Below are 15,277 nucleotides of genomic sequence, written 5' to 3'. Positions count from 1 at the left end.
CATGGCATTTGATTACGAAAAATATCTCCGTCCCGAAAAGCTGCCCCATATCTGGTGCCCCGGCTGCGGCCACGGCATCGTCATGAAGGGGCTGATCCGCGCCATGGATGCGCTGCAACTGGACAAGAACAGTACCGCCATCGTCTCCGGCATCGGCTGCGCCTCGCGCCTGCCCGGTTACATGGACTGCTGCACCCTGCACACCGCCCATGGCCGCGCCCCCGCCTTCGCCACCGGCATCAAGCTGGCCAAGCCGGAGATGAACGTGATCCTGGTGGCCGGGGACGGCGACATGGTCGCCATCGGCGGCAATCACTTTATCCATGCCTGTCGCCGGAACATCGACATGACCTGCATCATCATGAATAACTATGTGTACGGCATGACCGGCGGCCAGTTCTCGCCCACCACCCCCACCGGCCAGAAAGCCTCCACCACCCCCTACGGAAATCCGGATCCGACCTTCGATATCGCCAAGCTGGCCATCGGCGCCGGTGCGACCTTTGTTGCCCGGGGCACCTCCTACCATGCCAATCAGCTGGGCGGCCTGATTTCCCAAGCCATCAGCCACAAGGGGTTCTCGGTGGTGGAGGTCCTTGACGATTGCCCCACCACCTATGGACGGCGCAACAAGTTCCGGTCGGTGATCCAGATGATGACGCGCCACAAGGAAAACTGCGTGCCGATCAAGGCGGCCCAGGTGATGTCGCCCGAACAGCTTCAGGGTAAGGTGCTCACCGGGATCCTCCACAAGGAGGAGCGGCCGGAGTACTGCGACGAATATGCCAGAATCATTAGGCTTGCCCAGGGCGCGGTCAGGTAGCCGCGCCGACAAGGGAGAACAACGGATGTCCAGATACGAACTCAGGTTTTCCGGTGCAGGCGGACAGGGGTTGATTACCGCCGGCATCATCATGGCCAAGGCCGCCTCCATCTATGAGGGGAAGCAGGCCGTGCAGTCCCAGAGCTACGGCCCCGAGGCCCGTGGTGGCGCCGCCAAGTCCGAGGTGATCATCTCCGGAGACTCCATCGATTACCCCAAGGTGACCCAGTGCGACGCACTGCTGGCCCTGACCCAGAAGGCCTGCGACAGGTATGCCGCCGAAATCAAGGATGGGGGGATCCTGCTGGTGGATTCCGACCTGGTCAAGAACCTGCCCGAGGGGAATTACCGCAAGATCGCCCTGCCGATACTGAACATCGCCCGCTCGGACGTTGGTCGCGCCATTGTCGCCAACATCGTTGCCCTGGGGGCCATGGTGGCCATAACCGGCGTGGTCTCCCGGGAGAACGTGGAGAAGGCGGTGCTCTCCAGTCTGCCCGAGCCGTTCCTGGAGCTGAACAGGAAAGCCTTCAACAAGGGGTTTGATCGGGCCAGGGAGGCCTACGAGGAAACCACCCATTAGGGCTTGCGCCGCAGTCTTTTGTTCGTGGGAGGGGAGGGCCAGGCCGGCTCTCCCCTCTTTTTTCGTGCTTCCGCGCGGGGGTGGCGCTCAGTCCCGGGCAACGACGAAGCAACCCGGGAAGCGTCTGCCACGGTGCTGCTGCTGGCTGGCCAGGGCTGTTTTCAGCGAAGCGTACCGCCCCACGCGCACCCGAAAGAACCTGGTGCCGGACACCAGCCCCTCCCGCACATCCGCCTCGCTGAAGTCCCGCCGCAGCTCCCGCGCCAGCCGGTCCGCGTTGTCCCTGCTCCTGAAGGCCCCCACCTGAAGAGTAAAGTCGCCGCGGTCGTAGCTCTCCGGGTCGCGATAGGTCGGGGCGCCGTTGCGGTCGAGACTCCGGTAGCCCAGCGCCGTTACCCTGACCGGAGCAAGCCCCTCCCGCAGCATGCCCAGCTTCTCCGCCGCCGCCTCGGAGAGGTCGATGATGCGGTCGCCCACAAAGGGGCCGCGGTCGTTGATCCTGACCTCCACCTCCCTGTTGCTGCGTTTGTGGCGCACCCTGACATAGACCCCCAGGGGCAGGGTCTTGTGGGCGGCGGTCATGGCGTTCATGTCGAACGGTTCGCCGCTGCTGGTGGCGCGGCCGTGGAAGTCGGCGCCGTAGCTGCTGGCGGTGCCTTCCTGCTGGAAGCCTTTGTGGCTGGCCAGCGGTTCGTAGCGGATTCCGTTTATGCTGTAGGGACGCTCCCCCCGTTTGTAGGGAGGCGAAGGCGCCTGCTCCGTCCGCTGCCGGCCGGCGCAGGCCGCCAGCAGTGGAATCAGCAGGCAGGTGAGCGCACCCGCCAGGCGGAGACGCGGATGACGTGGTGTATCCATGGTTCCTGTTCTCCTTCCCCGTTTTCCGGCAGTGACCTGCCCTCGCGCGAAAACGGTGTTCAATGATCCCCGCGGGCCCGGCGGTCTGGTTGCATCCGCCGAATGCAGGTTGATTTTCCGTGCCTTGAGCGGGTATACTGCCCGACTGACAGTCGTCCCGCTATCGTCATGGCAGCGGGGCGGTTCCCGAAAACGCCACCGGAGAAGCGATGAGCCGCGCCATAGCCGCTGACAAGCGTGAAGATGATTCCCAGTTCGACAGCACCCTGAGACCCAAATCCCTGGACGATTACATCGGCCAGGAGAAGATAAAGGGTAACCTGCGCCTGTTCATCGAGGCTGCCCGGGGGAGGGGAGAGGCGCTGGACCATGTGCTGCTCTACGGCCCCCCCGGCCTGGGAAAGACGACCCTGGCCAACATAGTTGCCTGCGAGATGGGTGTCAACCTCAAGTCCACATCCGGGCCGGTCATCGAGCGTCCCGGCGACCTGGCCGCCATCCTGACCAACCTGGAACCGCACGACGTCCTGTTCATCGACGAGATTCACCGCCTCTCCCATGTGGTGGAGGAGATCCTCTACCCGGCCATGGAGGACTTCCAGCTGGATATCATCATCGGCCAGGGCCCCAGCGCGCGCTCCATCAAGCTGGACCTGCCCCGCTTTACCCTGGTGGGGGCAACCACCAGGGCCGGCCTGCTTTCCTCGCCGCTGCGCGACCGCTTCGGCGTCATCTCGCGCATGGACTTCTACACCCATGACGAGCTGGCCACCATCATCACCCGCTCCTCCCGCATCCTGGGCATGGAGATCGAACCCAGGGGGGCCGACGAACTCTCCCGCCGCAGCCGCGGTACGCCGCGCATCGCCAACCGCCTGTTGCGCCGGGTGCGCGATTTTGCCCAGGTACGCGCCGACGGTGTCATCACCCGTCAGGTGGTCAAGGAAACCCTGGCCCTGCTGGAGATAGACGAGATGGGCTTCGACCACATGGACCGCATGATCCTCCTGACCATCATCGACAAGTTCTCCGGCGGCCCGGTGGGGCTGGACACCATCGCCGCCGCCATCAGCGAGGAGAGCGACACCATCGAGGACGTGTACGAGCCGTACATGATCCAGAACGGGTTCCTCAACCGCACCCCCCGCGGACGGGTGGCCACCCTTGCCGCCTACGAGCACTTTGGCCGCTCCGTTCCCGCCGCCCCCCAGGCGGCCCTGTTGTGACCATGCAGCAGATCCTCGAATTTCCGGTGTCATCCTCCTGCACCTTCGACAGCTTCGTCGTCTGCGACGGCAATGCCGCGGCGGTGCGCTTTGCCCGGCGCATAACCGACGAATCCGAGCCCGAGCGGCTGCTCTACCTGCACGGCCCCCCCGGTTCGGGCAAGACACACCTGCTCCGGGCCATCGCCCTGGAACTGGCCGGCGGCAACCCCGACCAGGCACCCTACCTCTCCTGCCGGGACGTGCGTTCGGCGCGCTCCCTGGTGGACCGCTTCCATGGCGCGCAAGGGCTGGTGGTGGATGACCTGCAGTTGCTGCCCGATAGCCAGGACCTGCGGGCAGCGCTGTGGCAGCTGTTCAACGATTTTCACGAGGCCGGCCGTGCGGTGGTCCTGGCCGGGCTGCACCCGCCGCGCATGCTGCCGCATCTGGACGATCACCTGGTGTCGCGCCTCTTGTGGGGACTGGTGGCCCGGGTTGACGCCTCCGACGACCTTTCTCGGCGCATGATCCTGAAGAAGATCGCCGATGACCGCCAGGTGCGCGTTCCCGATGACGTGGTGGAGTACATCATGGTCACCACCAGCCGCGAGGTAGGCGAGCTGATCGGTTTCTTCGAGACCATCTACCGCTTTTCCCTGGCCCACAAGCGCAGGATCACCCTGGCGCTGGCCAGGGAGGCTCGCGAATGTGTTGCCTCGGGAGCCTCCTGACATGGGTCCGTTTCACAATCGTCTCAAGACCCCGGAAGAGATCGAGCTGGAGCGGAAGCGGGAGGAGCTGTCCCGCCTGCAGCGCCAACAGACTGAGCTGGAGCAGGAGTTTGCCGGCCTGAAGGGCGGGATTCGCCGCTTCGAGCAGGAGTACGAGCGGCTGCTGGGGAGCCGTATCGCTCAGCTGGAAGAGCTGGAGTGGCAACTGAAGGGGCTTCTGGAGCCGGACGGCCGCATCCAGGATTGCGACGCAGCTTCCCCTGAGGAGACCATTGCCCCTTTCCGGAATCGCACCGACCTGCTGGATGAGGATGAGAGCCCGGCCGGGGAGGGGCCACGCAAGAGCCTGAAGAGTCTCTACCGCGAGGTGGCCAAGGCCATTCATCCCGATCTGGCCTCTGACGAGGAGGATCGCCTGCGGCGCCAGGAGCTGATGACCATCGCCAATCAAGCCTACGGTGCGGGAGATCGCGTGGCCCTGGAGGAGATCTTAAGCGACTGGGAGCTGGAGCCGGAATCTTCGGTGGCCGTTGACGTGGCCCTTGAACTGGTGCGCATGATCCGCCTGATCGCTCGCGTCAGGCAGAACATCCATGCCCTGGTGCGCCAGATCGAGGAACTGAAGTCGACCGATATCTTCGGTTTCAAGCTGCGGGTGGAACAGGCCCGGGCCGACGGCATCGACCTGATGGCGGAGATGGCGGAACGGGTCGAGCAGGACATCGCCCGTACCGGCTATCGGCTGGAGGCGCTGCGGGGGGACGGCCATGCCGCGTCCCGTCCGGAGGCTGTTCAGCTGCTGACGCGCCTGCTGCGCTTTCCCGCCGACCGTGCCTGCGGGATGCTCTACGAGAGGAGCGCCGGTTCGGTGGATTACCGGGACTGGCAGCGTCTGGGCTCCGCCCGCGGTGTGCGGGAGGTGCTCGTGGACAGGGCGGTGCGTCTGGATGTGAAGGGAGCGGGGCAGGCGGGGCTGCACTTTCTGGGCGATCTGCGGCCGGACGACCTGCAGGCGCTGTACCTGTACGACGTGGATGACGGTTGCCTGCGGCATCTGACCCACTTTTCCGGTCTCAGCGAACTGTATCTCTCCAACACCAGGGTCAGCGACGAGGGTCTCGCCCTGTTGGCCGGGCTCTCCGGACTGCGCCGACTCTCCATCTATCACACCGCCATCGGCGATGGGGGGCTGGGCAATCTTGCCGGTCTCAAGGGGCTCAAGTGGCTGACCTGCAGCGGAACCTGCATCACGCCGGAGGGGCTGGAACGCTTCCGAACTCTGGTGCCGGGGTGCAAGGCGGTCAACTTCCAGTGGCGTCATGGGTCCTGACCGACAGCGCTACTGCCGTGGACACTGAATCGGCTACAGAACAGGGGGTACCCCGGCGTCGGCCGGCGTACCCCCTTTTTTTGTCTCTCCACTGTTTTGACGTCATGGTCCGATAACGCGCAGCTGAACCGTTGCCCGCGGGGGAAACAGGCGTGTGCGTTGCCGGAGCGTGTCGACTATGACTTGTCTCCCGATGTGGGCGTTGCTGAAGATGAGGGGGATGCTTCTCCTCCTTTGAAGTGCTGAGGTGCCGGTAGTTCGGATTTCTTCAGCGTCGTGCCGACCAGGGTCACCCGGTCCCCCACCTTCAGGCCCTCGGTGGTGTCGCTGGTTATGGTGGTTATCTTTCCCGCGCTGGTGATGGACTGCAGGGTGACTTTGTTCTGGTTGATGCTGACAATGACCGCTTCTTCCGGCTGGGCCGTTTGGATGGAGTCCGGCGTGAGCGCGGGCGCTTCGCTGGCCGGGCAGGGCGCGGCGAAGCCGAGCAGGACGGCGCAGAGCAGTGCCGCCTTGGAAATGAATCTGGTTCTCATGGGTATCCTCCTGTGATAGGTGTCTCTGGTTGGTTGTCGCCAGGTACAAAACAGCGCGTGGAGAGTGGCGGGGGCGGGAAACCGGTTTAGCCCCCGGGTGAAGCTGGTGACGTTTGTAGCAGATGGGGGGGCTGGGGACAATCGGTCAAGAGGCTATTTCTGGCCGGCGTTGGAGGTACGACGTAAGGTGGAGAAAGGGTGTGAACGGTATTCCGGGTCAAGGGCCCCGGTTGGCGCTGATCTGGCGGAAGGCGCCGTCAGTGTGTGGTGCGGGTCAGGAGACCGGGTCGGCCATCAGCTTGATTCCCAGGGGAACCAGCTGGGTCCGGCGGGCCATATTCGTTTTCTTGAAGATGTTGTTGATGTGGGTTTTGACCGTCTGTTCGCTGATGTACAACCGGGCAGCGATTTCCCTGTTGGTCAACCCTTGGGAAACACTGATCACCACTTCACGCTCCTTGTTGCTCAGGTTCCCTTCCGTGACGCAATCCCGGTTGTTTTCGGCGAAGGTGACCAGTGCCCTGATCTTGCAGTTGTCAATCCATATCTGCCCCTGGGCAATGGCATGGAACGCCTTCATGAGCAGGGGGATGTCGGCGTCGGTGGTCATGATGCCGTCCACCTTGCTGGTGACGAGCAGGGAAGAGATGGTGTCCTCGCTGAGACCGTAATCCAGGAGGACGGTTTTCGCCCCGCAGAGGGAGGCGGGGCGTTGCTGTCTGATGGTGTGCGCGTCGCAGATGATGAAATCAGGTTCCCCTGTTTCACCTCCCGAATCGGGATGCACCAAGGCGACTTCCGCTACGTCCCGCTCTTTAAGCAACTGCTCCCGCAGGGCCTGGGCCAGCAGGGTGCTGCCGATATGGATGGCTATCTTCATGTACTTCCTGTTTGTGTGCGACGGCGAGAGGCCAGCTGAGCGTCGCTCCTGCGCCGCCTGTTGCTATCGTTGATAAAAAACTATCATCAAATTTTAATAAACATACGGTGTCGTTTCTAGCAGATTTCCCGCCTGAACGCAACAGTGTCGCACCGGGAAGCTTTTTAACCCGTAATGCGTTCACCGCCTGCGGCAGAGCGCACGCCCCTCCCGGATCTCCACGACGGTCAGGGCCTGCTCCAGGTTGACGTCGGCGGCTGTTCCCGGGAACTGGGCCTGGATGTAGTTCCGCGACAGCCCCCTGACGGTGCGGCTGACAGGGTCGAACTGCTGTCCCAGCACCAGGATATCCCCTCCAACCGCCCGTTGCAGGAACAACTCCTTCTTGGAGGCGGCGATGTTTCTCAGGCGCGCGGCCCGGTCACGGATGACCGCGGGGGGGAGATGCCCGGGCAGGGATGCGGCCCTGGTACCGGGACGCAGGGAGTAGGGGAATACGTGCAGATCGGCCAGGGGGAGCTGCTCCACCAGGGTACAGGTGGTCTGGAATTCCCGATCGCTCTCGCCGGGGAAACCGGCGATGATGTCGCTGCCGAGGAAGGAGTCCGGCATGGCGGCTATGACCCGCTCCAGCAGGGAGCGCAGGTAGGCAGCGTCGTAGGGGCGTCCCATGAGCGTAAGCACGCTGTCACAGCCGCTCTGCAGCGGTATGTGGAAGTGGTGGCAGACCCGCGGGGAGCGGCTGAAGAGGGAGATCAGGCGGTCGTCGAACTCGTTGGGCTCCAGGGAGCCGATGCGCAGCCGCTCAAGGGACGTCTCCTCCAGGATGCGCTCAACCAGGCAGGCGAGCGACTCTCCCGGGGAGAGGTCCAGGCCATAGGCCCCCAGGTGGATGCCGGTCAGTACCACCTCGCGGAAACCGCTGTCAACCAGTCGCCTGACCCCCTCCAGCACCTCCGCGGGGGAGACGCTCCTGCTTCTGCCGCGGGCATAGGGGACGATGCAGTAGCTGCAGAAACTGTCGCAGCCGTTCTGTACCTGCAGGAAGGCGCGGGTATGTTCGGCAAAGCTGGTCAGGTGCAATAACGCTCCCCCCGTGGCCTGGCCGGCGTCCTTCACCATATCCTCGGACGCATCGGTCAGCAGGGTGCTGTCCAGCTTCTCCCGGTTGCCCAGCACCACGTCGACCTCGGGCATGCGCGAGAGTTCCTGCGGAGACACCTGGGCGTAGCAGCCGGTGGCCACGATGCGGGCAGCCGGGTTCAGGCGCCGGGCGCGGCGGATCAGGCGCCGGGTCTCGGCGTCGGTCCTGGCGGTGACGGTGCAGGAGTTGATCACGTAGATGTCGGCCGGCTCGGAGAAGGGGACGACGCGGTAGCCGGAACGGGTGAACTGCTCAAGCATGGCTGCGGATTCGAACTGGTTGGTCTTGCATCCCAGGGTTGCGATGGCGACGGATTTCATACGGCGGGGAGTTCCTTTTCAAGCTTTTTCAGTATCCAGCTGACGTAGGCCACCACGATCAGGGCAGCGGACCAGGTTATGCCGAAGATGCCCCACCAGATGCCGAGGATGCCCCAGCCGCAGGCCGTGGCCAGGAGCGGGAAGACGCAGGTGGGGCCGGCGACCTGCCGGTACAGGCCGACCCAGAGGGCGAACAGCGGCTGCTTGATCCCCTGCATGGCGGAGATGCAGATGTAGAGCAGCACATAGGCAGGCAGGACGAAAGCCTCGATGCGCAGGAAGCGGATGCCGATGGCGATCACCTGGGGGTCGTTGCTGAACAGCGACATGAGCTGGCTGGTCATGAGCAGGGCCGCCAGGGTTCCCATGCTGGCCAGGGAGAAGCCGTAGCGCAGCGAGACCCGCAGGACCTCGCGGATGCGGTCCGTGCGCAACGCACCGAAATTCTGGGCGGTGAGCGCCAGGGTGGAGGTGTTTAGCCCCATGATCGGCAGCAGGGCGATCTGTTCGATGCGGGTGGCGCTGCCGTAGGCGGCCACCGCCTCCTTGCCGTAGCCGCCCACGAACCAGGTTACGATGAATATTCCCAGGCTGATGGTCATCATGTTCAGGGCCGAAGGGAAACCGTACCTGGCCAGTTCGCGGTAGCAGCGCCAGTTGGGCCAGAGTTCACGCGGCCTGAAGGTATTCATCACTCCCGAACGGAAGAGGCGGCTGAAGAGGAAGACGGTGCCCATGCCGTGGATGACCACCGTGGAGAGGGCGATGCCGGGCAGCCCCAGGGGGGGGAGCCCCAGGCCACCGTACATGAACCAGGGATCCAGCGCAAGGTTGAGGAAGAAGCCGCCCACCAGGAAATTCCGGTAGGTCCAGGTGTTGCCGTGGGAGCTTAAGATGGCGCTCATGACGAAGTTGAGCATGAGGACGATCGAGCCGCAGAAGATCACGCCGATGTAGCTGACCGCCAGGCTGAGATAGTCATTCCTGGCGCCCATGAACCTGAAGATCGGTTCGGCACACACAAGCCCCGCCATGGTCAGCAGAATGGCGTTGAGCAGGCCGAAGGAGAGCGCCTGGGAGACGTAACGGCGCGCCTCCCCCCGGTTGCCGCGCCCCAGGGCGTTGCCGATCATGGTCGTTGTGCCGGAGGAGAGGCCGGTGCCCATGGCGAGGACGATGAAGAACACCGGGAAGGAGAGCGACATGGCCGCCAGGGCGGTGGTGGAGAGTTTGCCGCCGTACCAGGTGTCCACCACGTTGAACATGGTGTTGAAGAAGAAGCCGGTCCCGGCGGGAATGGCCAGGCGCCTGACCAGGTGCGGGATGGGGGCTGCGGTAAGATCGTTTTTCATGGGCACGTAACTGCTCCGCCTCCACCGGGGGATGGAAGAGTCTTCCCCCGCTCGCACCCCTTGAGCGCACTCCCGTCGTTCATGTCACTGGGTGATGGCATTCAGCTCCACCCTGCTTCTGCTCTGACCGCTCTTCTCGGGGGACTTGTGGATGTTGTCCTTTTTCAGGAAGAGCCGTTCTTGTGCAACGCCCTGCTTGACCAGGTAGGCCATTACCGCTGCCGAACGTTCCTGGGCCAGGGACTGGAGGTCCTGGTTACCGACGGCTGTGTTGGCGATGATCAGCTTTTTCATCTCCTCATCGGGCAGATCCTTGACCAGGCCGAACATGGTGCGCGGCTTGGGGAACTTCTCCTTGCGGTAGACCGCCTTCAGGTAGCGGGAGTATTCCTCCGGCTGCATGGCGGCGTTTAAGGCCGAGGTCATATCCTCGCTCTTACGCTGTTTGGCGAGGGAAAGCGCCCGTTCGTTGGCGATCTTGCGAGCCAGCAGCTCCTTTCGGTACCCCTCGGCGTCCTTTTCCCGGTCAACGTATCCCTTGAGCTCCATCTTCAGGGCCGGGCGGTCGGCCAGGGCCTTTGCCAGGGCACCCAGCTTCTGCTCTTCATTCTGGCTCAGGGCGCTGGCCCCCTGGCTGAACTGGATGGTGCTCAGGTCGGCTCCGTCGCCGAACATGGACGACAAAAGCGCGAACGGCGACGTGGCGGCCTTGACCAGCAGGTTCTTCAGGACCTGGAAGACCAGCCGCCAGATGCTGAACTGGGGATCGTCCGTGCGGCCGGTGACCGGCACGTCCAGGTGGATCTCCCCCTTGCGGTCCTGGAGCAGTGCCAGACCCAGGCGCACCGGCAGCTTGGTGGCCTTCTGGCTCTCCACCCTGTTGCCGAAGGTGAACTGGTCGATGAAGATCCTGTTCTCCGAACGAAGCTGTTTCTGCTCGATGTGGTACTTCAGGTCCAGGAACAGTTTTCCCCGCTCCACGCTGTACCCCAGGTAGGTGCCCGAGTAGGGGGTGACCGGCGAGAGTTCGATATCCTTGAAGGAGATCGTCAGGTCGACGAACAGGTCGTCGCGCAGGGGGTTGATGGTGCCGGTGATCTGCAGCGGTGAGCGGTTCTCCAGGTTGCCGCGCAGGTCCACGTCGGCGAATTTGGAGTCGTCCGAGGACATGCCGCTGACCCGCCCCCCCAGGTTGTGGAAGGTGCTGGTGAACTGTTGGCGAAGGTGGTGGTCGCTGAAGGCGATGGTCCCATCCTGGATGGTGACGGCGCCGATACTGATCTGGTGTTTGGCTTTTGGAGCCTGCTTGGAGACGGCCACCGTGGTCTGCCCGGCTGTTTCGACGGGTGCGGGCTTCCGCACCAGGTTCTGCAGGTTGAGGGTGCCGTCCTTGCGCACGATGACGCGCGAGTAGACGCCGTTCAGGGCGATCTGGCGGATGGAGAGGCTGAACGGCTCAAGCCTTCCCTGGAACTGGTCCAGCTGCAGGCTCTCCCACTTCAGCAGGTCCTCCTCGGCTTCGGCGTCCACGCTGTGGAATGAACGCACGCCGGCATTTCCCCGGAAGGTGCCGTAGGGTTTGCCGTTTTTGAGGGTGATGTCCAGTCCCAGGGTGCTGTCCAGGTAGCCCTCCAGAACAGAGAGGTTCAGGCTGTCGGGGAAATAGTCCTCGAAATCCGTGATGGGCAGTCGCCCGACCCTGACGGTGCCCCGGAAACGGAAGGGGAGGGGGGTTATGCTGCCCCGCACCCTGATGGGGCTGTTTGTGCCGTAGGTGGTTGAACAGCGCAGCTGCGCAGGGGTGAATTTCGGCCCGCTCAGATCTGCCAGGGAGAAGGCGGTGTTGCGCAGGGTGAAGCGCGGCTTCTCCTCGCGGCTCTTGTCCGTGAACGCCAGGTTGAGCCTGTCGGTCTGAAAACGCCTTAAGCGGTAGGAAAAGGGCCGGGGAGCTGGTTGAGGCTTGCGGGGTGCCGCCTGCGTGCGTTGGCCGGCAGCTGCTGTGGTGCCCCGCTTCCTGATCAGCGACAGCGGGGAGAGGGCACCATCGCTCTCGCGGGATACGGAGATGGACCCCTTTGACAGCCTGACCTCCTCCATCTCCAGGCTGTTCTCCTTCTGGCGGTAGGATGCGCCGTTTACGGAAAACAGCACCAGGTTCAGGCCGTCTCCATTGCCGTAGCGGGTGGAGAGCTGTCTCAGGGCAAGGGAGCCGTTGTCCGCCGTCAAGCCCTGCTCCTTGCTGAAGGCCAGGTCGGCGGACAGATCCAGGGTCCCCTTGACGGGCGCTGTCAGCTGTTGCGCCAGGTAGGGCCACCCCCTCTGCAGTTTGAGCCCCTTCAGGGCCGTGGAACTCTTCAGCGACAGGGGGGTGAGCGAAAAGCTTCCTTTGGAGTTCAGGCTGGCATCCTGGTCCACCAGAAGCGTTAGCTCGTATTCGGCGGATTTATCAAGGGCGGTGTCGATGTTTCTCATGGTCAGGTTGATGCGGGAGAGCGCCCCCTTGAAACCGCCCGTGGCCGTGGCATCGCTGTAATGAACCGTGCTGTTGGCCAGCGAGAGGGAGGAAATCTGAAGCGACGGATGAACCGGCCCTGTCTTTGCCGCCGTTTTCGTCGCGGCAGCCTTTCGCTCATCGCCCCTCTTCTCCGCCGTCAGCAAGCGTTCAAACATCCACTTCCTTCCCTTGTCACGGCTGACGAACAGCTCCAGTCCGTCCACACGGATGGACGAGAACCGGAACAGCCTGGCAAAGAATTCCAGTTGGGAGGCTTTGATTTCCAGCAGCGGCAGCTTCATCAGGGGCTGGCCGTTGGTCATCTGGATGGCGGTGTCGTCCAGTCTGGCAACTCCGCTTACCACCAGTTCCGGCTTTTTGTCGGAGAACACGCGATACTTCACGTCCGTATCGATGCTCAGCCAGCCCGATGCCAGGGTGGCCGCCGGTTTCTGGGGGGAATAGGCCACGAACTGGGGGAGGTCGAGCCGCTTCAGGTCGACGCGGACCGAGGTCTCCATGGATTTGCTCAGCGGCTTCATCTTGCCCGCAAAGCTGAAGGGTGCTCCGTTGACCAGGGCCGATATGCGGGGCGCGGTGTATTTCTCCACCAGATAGGGGATGTTGCTGATGAAGGGAATGCCGATTTCCAGGTTGCGGACGGTGTGCTTCTTACCCCCCTCCACGGCTCTGTCGTTGAAGTCGATGGAACCGCCGTTAACGGTTATGTTGTTGATGGAAAAACGGGTCTCCCCCTTCGTCTCCGGTTTCTTGTGCGCCTGAAGGCGCTGCAGGATATCCGAGAAGTTATAGCTGTTTGGCCTGTTGCGGGTTATCGTGATCACGGGCTTGTCGATCTGGGCCCGGGACAGGACCAGGGCACGCCGGTAGATGGATGCCGGGCTCAGGGAGGCGCGCAGGGCGCCTATACTGACGAAGGAACCGCCACCCCGCTCATCCATGGCGAATCCCCTCAGGCTGACCGTCAGAGTCAGGGGGTTGATGGAGACCGATTCCAGGCGTGTTGTCCGGCCGGTCGCTTTTTGGATCGCCTCCACAGCCCTGTTTCTTACGATCTTCGGCAGGATGGTGGCGCTGAACAGGAGCAGGAGCGCGCAGAGCGCGGCGCAGACGAGAATGACTCTTCTTCTTTTTGACATAGGGCCTCGCGGATGTCAGGCGATGACGTGCATCTAAGTTTATATACTACAACTGGATATTGCGGCGTACGTTTTTTTCGGTAAAGACCCCGCGCTGACTCCACCGGCCAGGGCAGGGCGCTTGGGCCGGTCGTTCCTGTTTAGGTTGAAATAATGCGTCAAAGTCGATACATATAGAAAACTATGCATACGCTCCCGGGTGGCGTGATCCCGGGGCATGGAGGAACTGTGGGCCGTGTGAAACTGTACGATACGACGCTGCGCGATGGTACCCAGGCGGAGGATATCTCGCTTCTGCTTGAGGACAAGATAAGGATTGCCCATAAGCTGGACGAACTGGGCATCCAGTATATCGAGGGGGGCTGGCCGGGCAGCAACCCCAAGGATGTGGCTTTTTTTAAGGAAATCAGCAGGGAGAAGCTGCGCCAGGCCAAGGTTGCCGCTTTCGGCTCAACGCGCCGTGCCAGGGTTGCGGTGGAGAAGGACAACAATATCAAGACCCTTTTGGCCGCGGAACCGGATGTGATCACCATCTTCGGCAAGACCTGGGATTTTCACGTTCGGGAGGCGCTCCGCATCTCCCTGGAAGAAAACCTGGAGCTGATCTTCGATTCCCTGGACTTTCTGAAGCGCCATTCCGGGGAGGTCTTTTACGATGCCGAGCATTTCTTCGACGGCTACAAGGCCAACCCCGAGTACGCCGTCAAAACCCTCCAGGCCGCCCAGCAGGCCGGGGTCGACTGCATCATCCTCTGCGACACCAACGGCGGAACCCTGCCCTTTGAGGTGGCCCGCATCATCGGGGATGTCCAGACCCGCATCTCCACCCCCCTGGGCATCCATTCCCACAACGACTCGGAGTGCGCCGTGGCCAATGCCCTGCAGGCGGTGGAGATGGGGGTGGTGCAGGTTCAGGGGACCATCAACGGCTTCGGCGAGCGCTGCGGCAACGCCAATCTCTGCTCAATCATCCCCTCACTGCAGTTGAAAATGAAGCGCGAGTGCGTCAGCGACGACCAGCTTCGCAATCTTCAGGACGTGTCCCGCTATGTCTACGAGCTGGCCAATATCCCGCCCGATAAGCGCCAGGCCTTCGTGGGCAGCTCGGCATTCGCCCACAAGGGGGGGGTGCATGTCAGCGCCATCGAGCGCAATCCCGAGACCTACGAGCACATGCGGCCCGAACTTGTGGGTAACCGCACCCGCGTGCTGATCTCCGACCTCTCGGGCCGCTCCAATGTCATGGCCAAGGCCAAGGAATTCAACCTGGACCTTGACAGCCGGGATCCGGTGACCCTGGAAATTCTGGACAACATAAAGGAAATGGAGAACCGCGGCTACCAGTTCGAGGGGGCCGACGCGTCCTTCGAGTTGCTGATGAAGAAGGCGTTGGGAAGTCACCGCAAATTCTTCCAGATCATCGGATTCCGCGTGCTGGATGAAAAGCGGGGCGAGGATCAGCGCCCCACCTCGGAGGCAACCATCAAGGTTAAGGTTGGGGGTAAGGTGGAGCACACGGCCGCCGAGGGGAGCGGCCCGGTCAATGCGCTGGACAACGCCATCCGCAAGGCTCTGGAAAAATTCTATCCCAAGCTGAAAGAGGTCAAACTGCTGGACTATAAGGTGCGTGTCCTGCCTGCCGGCCAGGGGACCGCCTCGTCGACCCGCGTGCTGATCGAGTCGGGAGACCGGCACAACCGCTGGGGCACGGTGGGGGTGTCCGACAACATCATCGACGCCTCCTACATCGCCCTGATCGACAGCTTGGACTACAAACTGCACAAACTGGAAGAATAGATAGTCCCGATATGATGCGTGCCGACAGCGCCCTGGCTGCTGTGGTGGCTGAACTGCCTTCATC

At 62.8% G+C, this 15,277-nt stretch carries 12 protein-coding genes; 6 read left to right on the top strand and 6 right to left on the bottom strand.

The window, feature by feature from the left end; genetic code table 11:
* Position 1 precedes the first annotated feature (1 nt).
* Together PPRO_RS11515 and PPRO_RS11510 are read left to right on the top strand one after the other, a co-directional pair.
* On the top strand, positions 2-823 hold the full coding sequence (locus PPRO_RS11515; protein WP_011736187.1) for a 2-oxoacid:ferredoxin oxidoreductase subunit beta: 822 nt from the start codon (positions 2-4) through the stop codon (positions 821-823).
* A 25-nt stretch (positions 824-848) separates the two neighbouring features.
* Positions 849-1,406, top strand: coding sequence for a 2-oxoacid:acceptor oxidoreductase family protein (locus PPRO_RS11510; protein ID WP_011736186.1), 558 nt, complete (start codon positions 849-851; stop codon positions 1,404-1,406).
* A gap of 87 nt (positions 1,407-1,493) precedes the next feature.
* Here PPRO_RS11510 and PPRO_RS11505 read toward each other — a convergent pair whose 3' ends face one another.
* Positions 1,494-2,261, bottom strand: coding sequence for a septal ring lytic transglycosylase RlpA family protein (locus PPRO_RS11505; protein WP_011736185.1), 768 nt, complete (start codon positions 2,259-2,261; stop codon positions 1,494-1,496).
* Between the two features lie 209 nt (positions 2,262-2,470).
* Here PPRO_RS11505 and ruvB point away from each other — a divergent pair, with 209 nt between their 5' ends.
* The 3 genes from ruvB to PPRO_RS11490 are packed head-to-tail and all read left to right on the top strand — an operon-like array spanning position 2,471 to position 5,530.
* Positions 2,471-3,487, top strand: coding sequence for a Holliday junction branch migration DNA helicase RuvB (ruvB, locus tag PPRO_RS11500; RefSeq protein WP_011736184.1), 1,017 nt, complete (start codon positions 2,471-2,473; stop codon positions 3,485-3,487).
* A gap of 2 nt (positions 3,488-3,489) precedes the next feature.
* A complete protein-coding gene (locus tag PPRO_RS11495) occupies positions 3,490-4,200 on the top strand; it encodes a DnaA/Hda family protein (RefSeq protein WP_011736183.1) in 711 nt (236 codons plus the stop codon).
* Position 4,201: 1 nt separating this feature from the next.
* A complete protein-coding gene (locus PPRO_RS11490; protein WP_011736182.1) occupies positions 4,202-5,530 on the top strand; it encodes a hypothetical protein in 1,329 nt (442 codons plus the stop codon).
* 176 nt (positions 5,531-5,706) lie between these two features.
* Here the strand turns inward: PPRO_RS11490 and PPRO_RS11485 are convergent, their stop codons facing one another.
* From PPRO_RS11485 to PPRO_RS11465, 5 genes are all read right to left on the bottom strand, one after another.
* Positions 5,707-6,066 (bottom strand): hypothetical protein, encoded by a 360-nt coding sequence (locus tag PPRO_RS11485; protein ID WP_011736181.1) that lies wholly within the window; start codon positions 6,064-6,066, stop codon positions 5,707-5,709.
* 274 nt (positions 6,067-6,340) lie between these two features.
* Positions 6,341-6,946: a response regulator transcription factor gene (locus tag PPRO_RS19560; protein WP_011736180.1), complete on the bottom strand. Its 606-nt coding sequence runs from the start codon at positions 6,944-6,946 to the stop codon at positions 6,341-6,343.
* Between the two features lie 180 nt (positions 6,947-7,126).
* On the bottom strand, positions 7,127-8,410 hold the full coding sequence (mtaB, locus tag PPRO_RS11475) for a tRNA (N(6)-L-threonylcarbamoyladenosine(37)-C(2))-methylthiotransferase MtaB (RefSeq protein ID WP_011736179.1): 1,284 nt from the start codon (positions 8,408-8,410) through the stop codon (positions 7,127-7,129).
* Positions 8,407-9,762, bottom strand: a complete 1,356-nt coding sequence (locus tag PPRO_RS11470; RefSeq protein ID WP_041532290.1) for an MATE family efflux transporter — start codon at positions 9,760-9,762, stop codon at positions 8,407-8,409. Before PPRO_RS11470 ends, mtaB begins: the two co-directional genes overlap by 4 nt.
* Before the next feature lie 84 nt (positions 9,763-9,846).
* Complete coding sequence (locus tag PPRO_RS11465) at positions 9,847-13,416, bottom strand: DUF748 domain-containing protein (RefSeq protein WP_011736177.1); 3,570 nt, start codon at positions 13,414-13,416, stop codon at positions 9,847-9,849.
* Between the two features lie 228 nt (positions 13,417-13,644).
* Between PPRO_RS11465 and cimA the strand changes: the two genes are divergently transcribed.
* Entirely contained in the window at positions 13,645-15,213 is a 1,569-nt protein-coding gene (cimA, locus tag PPRO_RS11460) for a citramalate synthase (protein ID WP_011736176.1), read from the top strand.
* Positions 15,214-15,277: the final 64 nt, after the last annotated feature.

Origin of the sequence: Pelobacter propionicus DSM 2379 (genome assembly GCF_000015045.1) — a bacterium.
GTDB classification, from domain to species: Bacteria; Desulfobacterota; Desulfuromonadia; order Geobacterales; family Pseudopelobacteraceae; genus Pseudopelobacter; species Pseudopelobacter propionicus.
This window is presented reverse-complemented; position numbering and strand designations above follow the sequence as displayed.

Coding starts and splice junctions, on each gene's coding strand:
- PPRO_RS11505 (WP_011736185.1), bottom strand. CDS start 2,261: ATGGATACACCACGTCATCCGCGTCTCCGCCTGGCGGGTGCGCTCACC.
- PPRO_RS11495 (WP_011736183.1), top strand. CDS start 3,490: ATGCAGCAGATCCTCGAATTTCCGGTGTCATCCTCCTGCACCTTCGAC.
- PPRO_RS11515 (WP_011736187.1), top strand. CDS start 2: ATGGCATTTGATTACGAAAAATATCTCCGTCCCGAAAAGCTGCCCCAT.
- PPRO_RS11490 (WP_011736182.1), top strand. CDS start 4,202: ATGGGTCCGTTTCACAATCGTCTCAAGACCCCGGAAGAGATCGAGCTG.
- PPRO_RS11485 (WP_011736181.1), bottom strand. CDS start 6,066: ATGAGAACCAGATTCATTTCCAAGGCGGCACTGCTCTGCGCCGTCCTG.
- PPRO_RS19560 (WP_011736180.1), bottom strand. CDS start 6,946: ATGAAGATAGCCATCCATATCGGCAGCACCCTGCTGGCCCAGGCCCTG.
- PPRO_RS11470 (WP_041532290.1), bottom strand. CDS start 9,762: ATGAAAAACGATCTTACCGCAGCCCCCATCCCGCACCTGGTCAGGCGC.
- mtaB (WP_011736179.1), bottom strand. CDS start 8,410: ATGAAATCCGTCGCCATCGCAACCCTGGGATGCAAGACCAACCAGTTC.
- PPRO_RS11510 (WP_011736186.1), top strand. CDS start 849: ATGTCCAGATACGAACTCAGGTTTTCCGGTGCAGGCGGACAGGGGTTG.
- PPRO_RS11465 (WP_011736177.1), bottom strand. CDS start 13,416: ATGTCAAAAAGAAGAAGAGTCATTCTCGTCTGCGCCGCGCTCTGCGCG.
- ruvB (WP_011736184.1), top strand. CDS start 2,471: ATGAGCCGCGCCATAGCCGCTGACAAGCGTGAAGATGATTCCCAGTTC.